The sequence below is a fragment of the Tabrizicola thermarum genome (assembly GCF_003574395.1).
Classification (GTDB): Bacteria; Pseudomonadota; Alphaproteobacteria; order Rhodobacterales; family Rhodobacteraceae; genus Tabrizicola; species Tabrizicola thermarum.
This window is the reverse complement of the sequence record NZ_KZ984534.1, coordinates 45,837-60,185: the sequence shown is the minus strand read 5'-3', so window position 1 is coordinate 60,185 and position 14,349 is coordinate 45,837. Positions and strand designations below refer to the sequence as shown.

At 66.0% G+C, this 14,349-nt stretch carries 15 protein-coding genes and 1 tRNA gene; 8 read left to right on the top strand and 8 right to left on the bottom strand.

The window, feature by feature from the left end; genetic code table 11:
- The first annotated feature begins 113 nt into the window (after positions 1–113).
- From D5084_RS00420 to D5084_RS00405, 4 genes are all read left to right on the top strand, one after another.
- The gene (locus D5084_RS00420) at positions 114–1,130 is read left to right on the top strand and encodes an amino acid ABC transporter substrate-binding protein (protein WP_128513542.1); all 1,017 of its coding nucleotides are present in this window, start codon (positions 114–116) and stop codon (positions 1,128–1,130) included.
- A 129-nt stretch (positions 1,131–1,259) separates the two neighbouring features.
- Positions 1,260–2,537, top strand: a complete 1,278-nt coding sequence (locus D5084_RS00415; RefSeq protein WP_128513541.1) for an amino acid ABC transporter permease — start codon at positions 1,260–1,262, stop codon at positions 2,535–2,537.
- A 1-nt stretch (position 2,538) separates the two neighbouring features.
- Positions 2,539–3,981: an amino acid ABC transporter permease gene (locus tag D5084_RS00410; protein WP_238382465.1), complete on the top strand. Its 1,443-nt coding sequence runs from the start codon at positions 2,539–2,541 to the stop codon at positions 3,979–3,981.
- A 9-nt stretch (positions 3,982–3,990) separates the two neighbouring features.
- On the top strand, positions 3,991–4,758 hold the full coding sequence (locus tag D5084_RS00405; protein ID WP_128513540.1) for an amino acid ABC transporter ATP-binding protein: 768 nt from the start codon (positions 3,991–3,993) through the stop codon (positions 4,756–4,758).
- 217 nt (positions 4,759–4,975) lie between these two features.
- On the opposite strand, the gene D5084_RS00400 is transcribed toward D5084_RS00405, so the two are convergent.
- The 4 genes from D5084_RS00400 to D5084_RS00385 form a co-directional block, all read right to left on the bottom strand.
- A tRNA-Arg gene (locus D5084_RS00400) sits at positions 4,976–5,052 on the bottom strand.
- 32 nt (positions 5,053–5,084) lie between these two features.
- Entirely contained in the window at positions 5,085–6,443 is a 1,359-nt protein-coding gene (locus D5084_RS00395; protein ID WP_128513564.1) for a sensor histidine kinase, read from the bottom strand.
- 95 nt (positions 6,444–6,538) lie between these two features.
- Positions 6,539–7,954: a dihydrolipoyl dehydrogenase family protein gene (locus tag D5084_RS00390; protein ID WP_128513539.1), complete on the bottom strand. Its 1,416-nt coding sequence runs from the start codon at positions 7,952–7,954 to the stop codon at positions 6,539–6,541.
- Positions 7,955–8,689 (bottom strand): TVP38/TMEM64 family protein, encoded by a 735-nt coding sequence (locus D5084_RS00385; protein ID WP_435532649.1) that lies wholly within the window; start codon positions 8,687–8,689, stop codon positions 7,955–7,957.
- A gap of 248 nt (positions 8,690–8,937) precedes the next feature.
- Between D5084_RS00385 and rpmH the strand changes: the two genes are divergently transcribed.
- Genes rpmH through yidD form a run of 3 tightly spaced genes read left to right on the top strand, consistent with a single transcriptional unit; the run spans position 8,938 to position 9,755 of the window.
- Positions 8,938–9,072 carry a 50S ribosomal protein L34 gene (rpmH, locus tag D5084_RS00380; RefSeq protein WP_103259146.1) on the top strand — a complete coding sequence of 45 codons (135 nt, stop codon included), beginning with the start codon at positions 8,938–8,940 and terminating at the stop codon, positions 9,070–9,072.
- A gap of 30 nt (positions 9,073–9,102) precedes the next feature.
- Positions 9,103–9,510: a ribonuclease P protein component gene (gene rnpA, locus D5084_RS00375; protein WP_128513537.1), complete on the top strand. Its 408-nt coding sequence runs from the start codon at positions 9,103–9,105 to the stop codon at positions 9,508–9,510.
- Positions 9,507–9,755 (top strand): membrane protein insertion efficiency factor YidD, encoded by a 249-nt coding sequence (yidD, locus tag D5084_RS00370; protein WP_128513536.1) that lies wholly within the window; start codon positions 9,507–9,509, stop codon positions 9,753–9,755. Before rnpA ends, yidD begins: the two co-directional genes overlap by 4 nt.
- A gap of 55 nt (positions 9,756–9,810) precedes the next feature.
- Here the strand turns inward: yidD and yihA are convergent, their stop codons facing one another.
- The 4 genes from yihA to D5084_RS00350 all read right to left on the bottom strand — a co-directional run bounded on the left by yihA (position 9,811) and on the right by D5084_RS00350 (position 13,470).
- Positions 9,811–10,461 (bottom strand): ribosome biogenesis GTP-binding protein YihA/YsxC, encoded by a 651-nt coding sequence (gene yihA / locus D5084_RS00365; RefSeq protein ID WP_128513535.1) that lies wholly within the window; start codon positions 10,459–10,461, stop codon positions 9,811–9,813.
- Entirely contained in the window at positions 10,461–11,222 is a 762-nt protein-coding gene (locus D5084_RS00360; RefSeq protein WP_238382464.1) for an MOSC domain-containing protein, read from the bottom strand. Before D5084_RS00360 ends, yihA begins: the two co-directional genes overlap by 1 nt.
- Positions 11,219–13,093, bottom strand: coding sequence for a membrane protein insertase YidC (gene yidC / locus D5084_RS00355; RefSeq protein WP_128513534.1), 1,875 nt, complete (start codon positions 13,091–13,093; stop codon positions 11,219–11,221). The genes D5084_RS00360 and yidC overlap by 4 nt, the downstream gene beginning before the upstream one ends.
- A gap of 137 nt (positions 13,094–13,230) precedes the next feature.
- Positions 13,231–13,470: a DUF8831 family protein gene (locus D5084_RS00350; protein ID WP_128513533.1), complete on the bottom strand. Its 240-nt coding sequence runs from the start codon at positions 13,468–13,470 to the stop codon at positions 13,231–13,233.
- Positions 13,471–13,593: 123 nt separating this feature from the next.
- Here D5084_RS00350 and D5084_RS00345 point away from each other — a divergent pair, with 123 nt between their 5' ends.
- Positions 13,594–14,316: a M48 family metallopeptidase gene (locus D5084_RS00345; RefSeq protein WP_128513532.1), complete on the top strand. Its 723-nt coding sequence runs from the start codon at positions 13,594–13,596 to the stop codon at positions 14,314–14,316.
- Positions 14,317–14,349: the final 33 nt, after the last annotated feature.

Genomic DNA, 14,349 nt, shown 5'->3' with positions numbered 1-14,349 from the left:
AAACTGCGGGGCAGTAGTCGCGGCGACGCGCCTGCAAATCACCGGCGCGACAGGATCGCGCTGCACAAGAACGTGACCGTCCAAAAGGGTCACCCACTCAGGAAGAGGTAAGAATGGAAAAATCCGTATTCTTCGGCACGCTCGCGGCCACCGCGCTCGTCTCGGGTCTGGCGGCTGCCGGAACGCTGGACGACGTCAAGGCGCGGGGCGAGCTGATCTGCGGGTCGAACACCGGCCTGACCGGTTTCGGCGCCCCGGATGCGAACGGGAACTGGAGCGGGTTCGACGTCGATCTGTGCCGCGCCGTCGCTGCCGCCGTGCTGGGCGACGCCAACAAGGTCAAGTTCGTCCCGACCACGGGCGAAACCCGCTTTACCGCGCTGCAGTCGGGCGAGGTTGACCTTCTGGTCCGCAACTCGACCTGGACCGCGTCGCGCGACAGCGAACTGGCGCTGGATTTCGTCGCGGTGAACTACTACGACGGCCAGGGCTTCATGGTGAAGAAGGACCTGGGCGTGTCTTCGGCCAAGGAGCTTGATGGTGCTACCGTCTGCATCCAGACCGGCACCACGACCGAGCTGAACCTTGCCGACTTCTTCAAGGAAAACAACATCAGCTACCAGCCGGTGAACGTGGCTGACGACTCCGAGGCGCAGCGGCAGTATATCGCCGGGGCCTGCGACGCCTTCACCACCGACGCCTCGGGCCTGGCCGCGACCCGCGCGACCCTGCCGGATGCCGAAAACCACATCATCCTGCCGGAAATCATCTCGAAAGAGCCGCTGGGCCCTGTCGTCCGTCATGGCGACAACAACTGGGGCGACGTGGTCCGCTGGACCTACTATGCGCTGGTGATCGCCGAGGAGAAGGGCATCACCCAGGCCAATATCGAGGAAGTCCTGGCGTCGACCAATGACGAAGAGGTGAAGCGTCTGCTCGGCGCCTCGGGCGACATGGCTGCGAAGTTCGGTCTGGACAATGCGGCCTTCAAGAACGCCATTGCCGCCGTCGGCAACTATGGCGAGATCTTCGCGCGCAACATCGGCGAGGGCACCTCGATCAACCTGGCGCGCGGCCTGAACGCGCTCTGGACGCAAGGCGGCCTGCAGTACGCACCGCCGTTCCGTTGATCCGGACCTGGTCGGGGGCGCCTGTCGGCGCCCCCGGTTTCGCCTTTCAGGACAGATTGCCCGGCCCGGGGTGTGACCGCCCACCACCGAAACATCGGGGACGCCTGGCAGCAATATCAGGGGGAAGCCATGGCAATGGCCGCTGAAGCGCCGAAAGATTCCTTTCGGCTGTCCATGCTTATCTTCGACACGCGGTATCGCTCTTACACCATTCAGGCGGTGGTGTTGGGGTTGTTCGTGCTGGCGATCATCTGGCTGGGTTACAACGTCGACCGCAACCTGGACGCACGCGGGAAAGAGCTGTCCTTTGCTTTCCTGTGGCAGCGCGCGGGTTACGACATCCCGCAGACGCTGATCCCGTACACCAACGACAACGTCCATTTCCGCGCGCTTCTGGTCGGGTTGACCAACACTCTGGCCGTCGCGATCTGCGGCTGCATCCTGGCGACGATCCTCGGCGTCTTCATCGGCGTGCTGCGCCTGTCGAAGAACTGGCTCGTCAGCCGGCTGATGACCGTCTATGTCGAGGTCTTCCGCAATGTGCCGCTCCTGCTCTGGGTGCTGCTGTCCTATGTCATCCTGACCGAGACGATGCCGCAGCCGCGCGACTTCCGCGTCACCGACGAGATGCTGGCGGCAGGAGAAGCTCCGGCCGCGTCGATGACGCTTTTCGACACCGTGGCGATCACCAACCGGGGCACCAACGTGCCCGCGCCGCTGCTGGAGCGGGGATTGGGGACGATCGACCTGGGCTTCATGTCGGTGAACCTGACCTTCCTGGCGATCGTGCTGGTCATCGCCGGGTCGGTCCTTGCCCATCGCTTCATCCGGGCGCAGGCGACCGCGATTCAAGAGGCGACCGGCGTCCGCCCGGTGACGTGGTGGAAATCGCTGCTGGTGCTGTTCGCGCCGATCATCGCTCTGCTGGCCGCGCTTGGCCTGCATTGGGAGGTTCCCGAGCTGAAAGGCTTCAACTTCCAGGGCGGGATTCTGGTGGCCCATGCCTTCACCGCGCTGCTCTTGGCCCTGTCGCTGTATACTGCGGCCTTTATCGCCGAGATCGTGCGCGGCGGCATTCAGGCGATCAACCGGGGTCAGTCCGAGGCGGCCTTTGCGCTGGGCCTGCGGCCGAGCCGCACGATGAGCCTGGTGATCCTGCCGCAGGCGCTGCGCGTCATCATCCCGCCCCTGATCAGCCAGTTCCTGAACCTGACCAAGAACACCTCGCTGGGGGTGGCGATCAGCTACAGCGACCTCAGCGGAACGCTGGGCGGCATCACCCGCAACCAGACCGGCCGCGAGATCGAATGCGTCTTCCTGATGATGGCGATCTACCTGTCGATCAGCCTGACGATCTCGATGGTGATGAACTGGTACAACCGTTCCGTCCAGCTGAAGGCGCGTTAAGATGGCACAAGGTTTTACCCGTACCGAAATGCTGCCCGCCATGCCGCCGCCGGTGTCGGAAAGCGGGACGTTGAAATGGCTGCGCGAGAATCTGTTCTCGGGCTGGCTGAATTCGACGCTGACAGCTGCGGCCACCCTCTTCATCGCCTTCGTCGCCTGGAACAGCTTTCCTTGGTTCTGGCATTCGGTCTGGAATGCGGGATCGCTGAACGAATGCCGCCAGATCGTGACGGCTTCGGCGGGCGAGGGGGCAACGGGCGCTTGCTGGGCCTTCCTGCGGCCCTGGTGGGGCGCCTTCATCTTCGGACACCAGTATCCTGTGGACGAACGCTGGCGCCCGGTTCTGGCCTTCGGCCTGCTGTTCGCAGCACTGGCCCCGGTGCTGTTCGCCGGGCAGAAGCGCAACCTGACGATCATCCTTGCCGTGGTCGCGGCTTTCCTTGTGCTGACGCTGTATCTTGCCTCGGCGCCGAGCCTGGCCTTTGCGCTGGCGATCCTGGGCGTGCTGGCGCTGCTTGCGCTGGCGCAGGTTCAGCCGGGCAAGCTCTTGTGGTTCACGCTCGCCTTTCCGGCGCTGTGCTTCTGGCTTCTCTGGGGCGGGTCGATCTGGACGCCCATCGTCGCCGTGGCGGGGTTCGGCGTGCTGTACCTGGTCTTCCGCCTGGCCTCGCCTGTCATCGGGCTTGCCCCGGCGGCGGGGGCGGGCTTTGTGGCGGCGGTGCTTTGGTGGATGTTCGTGGATGCGCCGGTCGCGGACGCCCTGCAATCGGCGATCCCGATCCAGTTGCTCTGGATCGCCTCGGACAAGTTCGGCGGGTTCCTGCTGTCGATCGTGATCGGGGTCACGGGCATCACCTTCTCGCTGCCGCTGGGCATCCTGCTGGCGCTGGGCCGTCAATCGGACATGCCCATCGTCAAGATGCTGTGCGTCATCTTCATCGAGACGATCCGCGGCGTGCCGCTGATCACGCTCTTGTTCGTCGCGGCCTTCGTGCTGGGCTTCTTCCTGCCTCCGCAGGCCAATTTCGACCTTCTGCTGCGGGTGCTGATCCTGGTCACGTTCTTTGCCGCCGCCTATCTGGCCGAGGTCCTGCGCGGCGCGCTGGCGGCGCTGCCGCGCGGGCAGTATGAGGCGGCGGATGCGCTGGGGCTGGACTACTGGCGGGCGCAGCGGCTTGTCATCCTGCCGCAGGCGCTGAAGATCTCGATCCCGGGCATCGTGTCGACCTTCATCGGGCTGTTCAAGGACACCACGCTGGTCGTCATCGTGGCGCTTTACGAACCCCTGAAGGGCATCACCCACCTGGTCAGGCAGGACATCAACTGGAAGGGCATCTACTGGGAGCCCTACATCTTCGTCGGCGCCATCTTCTTCATCTTCTGCTTCAGCATGTCGCGGTATTCGAAATACCTGGAAGACAAGCTGAAGACCGATCATCGCTAAGGGCACATCATGGCAGAAGCAGCTAAAATGCAGGTCTCGGACGAAGTCGCGATCCAGATCACCGGGATGAACAAGTGGTACGGGCAGTTCCACGTGTTGCGCGACATCAACATGACGGTCCAGCGCGGCGAAAGGATCGTGATCTGCGGGCCGTCGGGATCGGGGAAATCGACGCTGATCCGCTGCATCAACCGGCTGGAAGAGCACCAGCAGGGCCAGATCATCGTCGACGGGACCGAGCTGACCAACGACCTTAAGAACATCGACAAGGTCCGGTCCGAGGTGGGCATGGTGTTCCAGCACTTCAACCTCTTCCCGCATCTGACCATCCTGGAGAACTGCACTCTGGCGCCGATCTGGGTCCGCAAGGTTCCGAAGAAAGAGGCGGAGGAGACGGCGATGCACTTCCTGACCAAGGTCAAGATCCCCGAACAGGCGCACAAGTATCCCGGCCAGCTCTCGGGCGGTCAGCAGCAGCGCGTGGCCATCGCGCGGTCCTTGTGCATGAAGCCGCGGATCATGCTCTTCGACGAACCGACCTCGGCCCTGGACCCCGAGATGATCAAGGAGGTCCTCGACACGATGATCCAGCTGGCCGAGGAGGGGATGACCATGCTGTGTGTCACGCACGAGATGGGCTTTGCCCAGGCGGTGGCGAACCGGGTGATCTTCATGGACCAGGGCCAGATCGTCGAACAGAACGAACCGAAGGAGTTCTTCAACAACCCGAAGAGCGACCGGACCAAGCTGTTCCTGAGCCAGATCCTGGGGCACTAGGCTCCGGCGTCATGGCTCGCCGCGGGCGGCGCCAGACGACTGCGGCGAGGATGACCGCCGCAGCTGCACCTTTTGCGCGGCGGGCAGCCAGGGACAGGTCGCTCATCGCTCCCGTCGGTTCGCGCGTCTGACTGACGCAAGCGATGGTTCTGCAACGGAATTGACGGGTCCCTACCTTCAGACGGCAAAGCGATGTGTCTGGACAGGTAGGGGAAGATGGCGGACCCGGAGCGATTCGAACGCCCGACCCTCAGATTCGTAGTCTGATGCTCTATCCAGCTGAGCTACGGGTCCGCAATGTCGGGCGATTTAGCCTTGCCTTGCGGTCAATGCAAGGGCGAAATCACCGGGGACGTGTCGGTTGTGCCTTTCGGCAGGTGAATGGCGAATTCGGTGCCGTCCGTGTCGCTGCGGGCCAGTTCCAACCGCCCGCCGTGACCCCGCACAAGTTCGGCAGCGATGGCAAGGCCAAGGCCGGTGCCGCCCTTGCGGGTGCCGCCCTGGAAGGCCGAGAAAAGGTGTTCGCGCGCCTTTGGCGGCAGGCCAGGCCCGGTGTCGCCGATGCGGATCCACCATTCGGTTTCATCCTCGCCGGCGGAAATCTCGATCGTGCCGGGCTGCCCCGTCGCCTCGATCGCCTGGCGGGCGTTGCGCACAAGGTTCGACAGCACGCGGTAGAGCTGTTCGCCATCTGCCCGGATCATCATGCCGGGCGGCACGTCGATCAGGCAGGTGATGGCGGTGTCGGCGCCAAGCGCCTCGCCTTCGGCCACTTCGCCCACAAGCTGCGCCAGGTTGAGACGGCGCAGTTGCGGCGGAGGTTCCTCGGCCTTGCCGAAGGCGAGCGTCGCCTCGCACAGCGAAACCGCCCGGCTGATCGAATTGACCAGCTTCGGGGCCGAGCGCGCGACGACCGGGTCGGCGCTGCCTTCGATCCGGTCGGCAAAGAGTTGCGCCGTGGTCAGGATGTTGCGCAGGTCATGGCTGATCTTGGCGACAGCGGCGCCAAGCTGGGCGAGCCGCTCCTTCTGCCGCAGGGCGTTCGTTAGCTGGGTCTGCATGGATTGCAGCGCCTCTTCGGCCATCCGCAATTCTTCGACATTGGCTTCGGGCGCGATCACCCGGCGGGCATCCTCGGGCGCTTCGGCATAGGTCTGCATGTGGCGCACGACGCGGCGGATCGGCAGCACCAGAAGCCTCTGCACCGCCAGGAACAGAAGGAAGGCCGTCACTACCGAGATCAGCGCCGAGAGGATCAGGATGCGCAGGCCGTATTCGATCATCGCAGCGCGCAGCGGTCGGGTCTCCATCGTCACCTCGATCAGCGTGCCCGCGTCCTTGACCGGGTAGCCGATCACCCGGACGATCCGGTTCTCGGGGTCAAGCAAACAGGCAAAGGCGTCGCGGATCAGTTCCCAGGGACCCGCCATGCGCAGGTCGAAGGAGTCGTGGATTTCCCCGGGCACTGGCGAGGACAGCACCAGTTGGCGCACCTCGTCGCGGCGCAGGACGACGTTGAAGACCTCGGCGTTCTTCAGAAGCTCGGCCTCCAGTTCGGGCGAGACCATGTCATCGGCGGCCAGCTGGGTCAGGGCGGCGATCTGGGCCTGCTTGAGCCGGGTCAGCAGGAAATCGGCCCGATACCGCGCGATGGAGGGCACGAAGATCAGCACTTCGGCCAGCATCACGAAGATGACCGTAAGGATCAGAAAACGCCCTGAAAGCGTGTTCAGAAAGCGCTTGCGTCTTTCCGTCACCCGAACCTTCCTTGTGCCCCGCGTTACGGAAGCCAGCGCTGCACGAATCGCACCAGCCGCTTCAGGGCTGCACTCTCGAACAGCTTGGGCCCAAAATAGGCGCCCGCCGCGCGTTTGGAAACCTCTCCCAGAGTCGGATAGGGCGCGACCATGCCAGCCACGGCCGACAGCTTCAGCCGGGCCGAGATCGCCAGTGCCCAGAGGCCGATCAGCTCGCCCGCCTGCGGCCCGACGATAGAGGCGCCGACCGGGCGGCCCTTGACCACCATGACCTTGACCAGGCCCCTGGCTTTCGCCTCGGCCATGGCGCGGTCGTTGTGGGCAAACTCGGCCCGGACCACGGTCAGCGCGGCACCATGCTGCGCGCGGGCCTCGGCCTCGGTCAGGCCGACCTGGGCAAGTTCGGGGTCGGTGTATGTCGCGCGGGGGATGGCGCGGGGGTCGGCGCGCGCGGGCAGGCCCAGCACGGCCTGCCGGATCACGATGCCCGCGTGCCAGCCCGCGACATGGGTGAACTGGAGCCCCCCCGCCGCATCGCCCACGGCATAGACCCGCCGGTTCGAGGAGCGCAGCCTTGCGTCCACCGTGACGCCCTTTGCGGTATAGTCCACCCCGGCCGCCTCGAGGTTCATCCCCTCAAGTGCCACCTTGCGGCCGACCGCCATCAGCAGATGCGAGCCGGTGATCTGCTGCCCGTCGCCCAGTGTCACCTCGACCGCACCCGCCGCGCCTGACAGCCTTACCACGGGCTTGCCCTCGACAAGCCGGATGCCTTCCGCCGTCAGCGCCTCGATCACCACCTGCGACAGCTCCGGGTCCTCGCGCCCGAGGACCTTTGCGCCCTCGATCACCGTGACCTCGGACCCCAGCCGACGATGCGCCTGGGCCATTTCCAGGCCGATCGGCCCGCCGCCGATGACCATCAGATGCGACGGCCTCTCGCGCAGGTCGAAGATCGTCTCGTTGGTGAAGAAGGGCACGGAGTCCGCGCCCTGGATAGGAGGGACAAGGGGACGCGAGCCGGTGGCGATGACGAAGCGGCGGGCGCGGATGGTCCGGTCGCCCGCCTGAACCTCGCGCGGGCCGGTAAAGCGGGCGAAGGCGCGGATGACGGTGCAGCCGAGGCCCTCGAACCGTTCCTGGCTGTCGACGGGGGCGATCTGGGCTATCACGGCCTGGACGTGGTCCTTGACCGCGCCGAAGTCGACCTGCGGCTGAACCGGGGCGACCCCGCGAAAGCCGCGTCGCTGCGCCTCGGCGGCCTTGGCTGCAGCGATCAGCGCCTTCGACGGCACGCAGCCCGCATTCAGGCAGTCGCCGCCCATCTCTCCGGCTTCGATCAGCACGACCCGCGCGCCCATCTGCACCGCCCCGGCGGCAACCGACAGGCCGCCCGACCCGGCACCGATGATGCAGATGTCCGTGTCGATCCGTGGCATTCAGCGGTCTCCCTTGAAGGCGCGCACCAGCATGGGCAGCGCGGCAAGGGCGGCAAGCCCGAGAAGCGGCAAGAGGACGGGAGGGGTGAAGACGATCCCGAGGTCCGGTGCCTCGCCCCGGGCGAAGACCTCGCCCAGGCCAGAGCCGACCGAGGTGAAAACCAGGGCGCCGGGGATGATTCCGAGATAGGTCGAGACGGCAAACCGCGCAAGGCTGGTGCCGACGAAGGCCGGGATCAGGTTGGCGATGAAGAAGGGGACCAGCGGCACGAGGCGCATCAGGAACAGGACGGACCATTCGTTTTCGCGGAGTGCCGCCTGCAGCCGCGCCGCCTTGCCGCCCGCGCCATCCAGCCGCCGCGACAGCGCGTCGCCAAAGCCGGTGCGGGCGGCAAGAAAGACCAGGACCGCTCCGGTTCCGGCGCCGAGGACGTTGTAGAACACCCCGGGGAACAGCCCGAATAGAAAGCCTCCGGCCAGCGTCGCCACTGTCCCGCCGGGCAGGCTGAGCGCCACGATGGCGACATAGGCGGCCAGGAAGGCCAGAACGGACCACAGGTAATGGGCATCGCGGAAGGCCAGCAGCGTTTCGCGGTGGCGGGCGAGCGTTTCGAAGCTGAGGGCGTCGCGAAAGGCGATGGCGCCGATGACCGCAGCGGCCAGAATCACCAGTATCGGCAGGCGCCGGAGCCATGTCCGTGTCGGGGGAGGAGAGGATTCGGCGGGCGTCATCATGCATCCTTGCTAGGCCGCCGACCATGACGCAGGAGAGGGCCTGGCAACAGGGGTTTCACGCGGCCTTGATCCATCGGGGGCTCATCTTCGCCGAGGTGAAACATTTCCCGGCCCCCGCGGCAGAAATGTTGCAGGAAATCCTGCCCCATGACGTTGACTTGGGTCCCGACCACCCGTAAAGGACGGGCTTCAAGTTACGGGCCCTCGAATCCATTCGGGGTTCGGGTCCAGTCTGATGGAGAGCCGCGATGAAGCGCACCTTTCAACCGTCGAACCTGGTTCGCAAGCGCCGCCACGGCTTCCGTGCGCGCATGGCCACCAAGAACGGCCGTCTGGTCCTGGCTGCCCGCCGCGCCAAGGGCCGTCACAAGCTGACCGCCTGATCTAGCGCCCGCAAGGGCGTCGGTTTGCGAATGACACCGCCGGAGACCCAGGGCCAAGGCATCGTCGCCGAAGCGCCCGAAAGGCCTCCGGCGGTTTCGCTTTGCGTGATGGCCAGGCGGGCCGATTACCTGAAGGCCGCCTCTGCCCGGCGGCAGGGGACGAACGGGTTCCTCCTGCAAGCCCGCGACCGCGCGGACGGGGATCCGCAGGTGCGGGTGGGCTTTACCGCGTCGAAGAAGATCGGCAATGCGGTGCTGCGCAACCGGGCCAAGCGCCGGCTGCGGGCGCTGGCGCGCGAGGTGCTTGCCCCGGAGGCGCGGGCGGGGTGGGACTATGTGCTGGTCGCCCGGCCCGAGGCCACCGTCTCGCGTCCCTATGCCGAGCTCTGCGCCGATCTGAGGCAGGCGGTGGCGTCGGTCCACCGGGGCCGGACATGACGCCTCTGGCCCATCTCGTCGCGTTGCCGGTACGGGCTTATCGGCTTGTCCTGTCGCCCTGGGTCGGGCATGGCTGCCGGTTCCAGCCCACCTGTTCGGCCTATGCGCTTGAGGCGCTGGAGCGGCACGGGGCGGTGAAGGGCAGCTATCTGGCGGCGCATCGCATCTGCCGCTGTCATCCCTGGGGCGGGCACGGTTATGACCCGGTGCCCGGAGCCGACCCGGAGCATGATGCGGGCCGGTAGCGCCGGGACAAATCTTTCCCAGGCGATTTGCAAGATCCTTCGAAGGATCGTGGCTCTATTCCAGGGTCGCGATCACGGCGCGCAGGGTTTCGATGCCTTCGCCCTTTTCGGAGCTTGTGACCACGATCTCGGGATAGGCTGCCGGGTGCTTGCCAAGGGCCCCCTTGACCTGTTCGATCACCGCCTCGCGTTCGACCCGGTTGATCTTGTCGACCTTGGTCAGCACCGCCTGAAAGGTCACGGCAGAGCGGTCGAGAAGCGTCAGGATCTCTTCGTCCACCGCCTTGACCCCATGTCGCGCGTCGATCAGAACGAAGGCCCGGCGCAGCGTCGCGCGGCCGGAAAGATACTGCTTCAAGAGCGCCTGCCACTTCGCCACCACCGCCATCGGAGCCTCGGCAAAGCCATAGCCCGGCAGGTCGACGAGATACCGTTCCTCGCCCAGGGCGAAATAGTTGATCTCTTGCGTCCGGCCGGGCGTGTTCGAGGCCCGGGCCAGCGTCTTGCGGCCGGTCAGCGCGTTGATGAGGCTGGACTTGCCGACGTTCGACCGACCGGCAAAGCAGACCTCCACCCGATCCGCCGGGGGCAGGCCGGACATCGCAACCACACCCTTCACGAAGGTCACGGGACCGGCGAACAGGAGCCTGCCCTGTTCACGCGCCGCGTCCTCGGGCTCGGGGGTCAGAGTGAAGGTCATGGCCATCAGCGCACCTCGTCGTTCACGGCGATCCGGCCACCGGCGATGACCCGGGCGAAGACGCCGAAATCGGTATGGCCGTAGCCCGTTTCCAGCGCGCCCATCGTGTCGACATCGTGCAGGCCGGTTTCCGGGTTCGCCCCGGTCGCGCGGCAGCGGCCGATCGGTTCCTCGATGCGCAGGCGGGCCCGGCCGACCGTGATCTCCTGGCCGATCAGGTCAAGCTCTGCCCAGGGGGCCCAGCCGGCAACCCAGATGTTGCCGCGAAAGCGGTGCGGTGACAGGTTGGTGCCCATCCGGGCCGACAGGTCCGCCAGCGAGGCCACGGAGTTGATCGAGACAAACGGCTGATCCTGATCGGTCAGCGCCTGGCCGGGCACGCGGACCACCCGGGCGGGTTCGGGGCGGTTCTCGGGCCAGAGGGGGCGCAGCCAGTCGATCAGTCGTGCGGCATCGGCGGCGTCGTCGGGCCGGAAGCTGGTCGTCGGGCGGCGCGGATGGCTGAGGGTGACGGTTCCTGTTGCAGCGTCCGATGTGCAGGAAATCGCCATAAGCTCGGCCGAGCCCCATCCACGCAGGAAGTGCAGCTTCGGGGCCCATGTCGGCGGCTCGGTCAGGCGGGCGGCGGCGTGGGCTACGGCCCAGACCCGGTCGAAGGGAAAGGCCGCGCCTTCGGTCAGCAAGGCCTCGGCCACGGTCTCATGGCCCGCGGACTTGATCGGGTGGCGCACCAGTTGCGCGATGTGCCCCCGCGCAGGCCCTGTCACTTCTTGCCCTTCCTTGGCGTGGTCGTCGGAGCCTTGGGCGTGTTGGCCGCCGAAGGCGTGTTGGCCTTTGCCTCGGCCCGGGCCAGCTTTGCCGACCGGATGTTGCCGAAGATGTCCGGCCGTTTGCCGTGGCTCCACATGATGAGATACTGCTGGATGAAGGTGATCGTGTTGTTCGTGATCCAGTAGATCACCAGGCCCGAGGCGAAGCCGCCGAGCATGAACATGAACACCCAGGGCATCCAGGCGAAGATCTGCTGCTGCACCGGGTCGGTCGGGGCCGGGTTCAGCTTTTGCTGAAGCCACATGGTGATGCCCAGAAGGATCGGCAGCACACCGATGAAGATCAGATGCAGAAGGCTGCCGGTCGGCGGCGCGTCCCAGGGCAGAAGGCCGAACAGGTTGTAGAGCGAGGACGGGTCAGGCGCCGAAAGGTCCTTGAGCCAGCCGAAGAATGGCGCATGGCGCAGCTCGATGGTGACGAAGATCACCTTGTAGAGGCTGAAGAAGATCGGGATCTGGATCAGGATCGGCAGGCAGCCCGCAGCGGGGTTCACCTTCTTGTCCTTGTAAAGCTGCATCATCTCGCGCTGGAGCTTCTGCTTGTCCTCTCCCGCGCGTTCCTTCAGCGCCTCCATCTCGGGTTGCAATTCCTTCATCCGCGCCATCGAGGCGTAGGACTTGTAGGCCAGGGGCAGCACCAGGAACTTGAGGAAGAAGGTCAGCGCAATGATCGCGAGGCCCATGTTGCCGATCAGGCCGTGCAGCCAGTGAAGGACGGCGAAGATCGGCTTCGTGAGGAAAAAGAACCAGCCCCAGTCGATGGAATCGATGAAGCCGGGGACCACGCCGCTGTCGTCATAGGCCTTGATCGTCGCCCATTCCTTGGCGCCGGCGAAAAGCTGGATGGTGTTCCTGATCTCGGCCCCGGGGGCAAGGGTCTGGACCGGTTGGCGAATTTCGGTCTGGTAGATGTCGGCCGAGGCGACATGCTTGGTCACTTCGGTGAATGGCTGGCCCTGTTGCGGAACAAGCGTCGTCATCCAGTAGTGGTCGGTGAAGCCGATCCAGCCCTTGCCGTCCACCTGCACCAGTTCGGCAGCGGCCTGTTCCGCGGGGACCTGGTCAAGTTTGACGATGTCCTTGTAGCGGATTTCCTCCAGCGTGCCATCGGCGCTGCGGACCATGCCTTCGTGCACGACGAAGATGTTCTGCATCTTCGGCAGGCCATGTCGGGCAATAACGCCATAGGGATACATCGCGGCGGGGGCGGCCCCGGCGTTTTTCACGCTGTCGGCGATGGTGAACAGGAAGTTGTCGTCGACCGAGATCTCGCGGCTGAAGGTCACGCCCTTGCTGTTCGTCCAGCTGAGGACGACCGGCTTGCCGGGTGCCAGAGGGCCACCGCTGGTCAAGGACCACTGGGTGCGGGCGTCCGGCAGATCGGCGGCGTCGGTGCCCGCGCCAGGGGCCCAGCCCATCAGGGCGTAGTAGGGAAAATCCTCGCCGACCGGCGACAGAAGGCGCACGTTCGGCGAGTTCGCCTCCAGTGTTTCGCGGTAGGTCTTCAGCGAAAGATCGTCGATCCGCGCGCCGACAAGCGAGATGCTGCCCGAAAGTTTCGGCGTGTCGATGGCCACCCGCGGGGCGCTGGCGACAGCATTGGCTTCTGCCGGGGTAGGGGTGCCGGTGGTGGCATCGGCGGCCGTCGCGGCGGGGGCCTGGACGGGCGCCCCGTCCTGCGCTGCCGTTGCTGGAACGGTGGCGTCAACCGGGACCTCGGGCGGCGGGAACAGCACGAACCAGACGATCATCACCGCCGCGCTCAGAACCATCGCCAGGATGAGGTTCTTGTTGTTCTGCTCTTCCATCTGTCCGCCACCATGCCGATCTTCGGATCAGCGGTGCTTCAACGACAGCCCCGGGCAAAGGTCAAGCAGTTTCGCCCGGAATGGCCGGGCTGGCCGATCAAATCTGAGGCCGGGACGGCGGGGTCCGGCCAGGGCCGTCAGCCCTTGCGCTCCAGCCGGTAGCTGCCTTCGGGCAGGTTCAGCGCGGCGGCCAGATCGCGCAGCTGGCTCAGCGACAGGGTGATCCGCAGCACCTCGTCCGTCTGCGGATCGGCCTGTTCGACCGTGACGCAATCCTCGAAGGCATTGATGACGACGTCTTCCATCAGGGGAAGGTCGCCGCCCTCGTCGACCAGGGTGATCACGGTGGCGTCGAAGGTGTGCTCGATGGTGAACATGGGCACAGGCTAGCCGCGGCGACCGGCTTCGGCAACGGCAAAGGCAGGATGACAGCTTGGTGAGCCACCCTTTCCCTTGTCCGCCGATTTGCTACCCTTGCCACTTGTCATGTAGGCGAACGGATGCGCTTTCCCCTGATCCTGGTCCATGCGACCGCCATTGCCCTGGTCCTTGGCGGCTGCGTCGCGCCGACGCCGGCCCTGCCGCCCGTCGCGCCAGTCCCCGCGACCGCGCCGCCGCCCGTGGCGCGCGCCGCCGCCGAGACCTTCCTGGCCGTCGTGGCCCAGGTCGAGCCGGTGGCCGAAAGCTATTGCCGCAGCCGGGGTGTCGCGCAGAACTGCGATTTCCGCATCGTGGTCGACGACCGACCCGGCCAGCCGCCGAACGCTTTCCAGACGCTGGACAGGTTCAACCGCCCGGTGATCGGCTTCACGCTGGCGCTGATCGCCGATGCGCGCAATGCCGATGAACTGGCCTTTGTCCTTGGCCACGAGGCAGCGCATCACATCTCGGGCCATATCCCCAAGCGGCAGGATCAGGCGCTGTCCGGCGCGGTTCTGGCCGGGGTGCTGGCGCAGGCGAGCGGTCTGTCCCCCGAAGAGGTGCGCGCCGCGCAGAACATCGGCGCCGAAGTCGCCGCGCGCAGCTATTCGCGCGAGTTCGAGCTGGAGGCCGACGCGCTGGGGGCCGAGATCGCCCTGCGCGCGGGATATGATCCGGTGCTGGGCTCGGGCTTTTTCGACCGGCTGCCCGATCCGGGCGACAGGTTCCTGGGCAGCCACCCGCCGAACGCCGAACGCAAGGCGCTGGTGGCCCAGACCGTGCGGCGCCTGCGCGGGTATTGATCTGCGTCAAGGCGGTCCGGTCGCGCCTTGCGC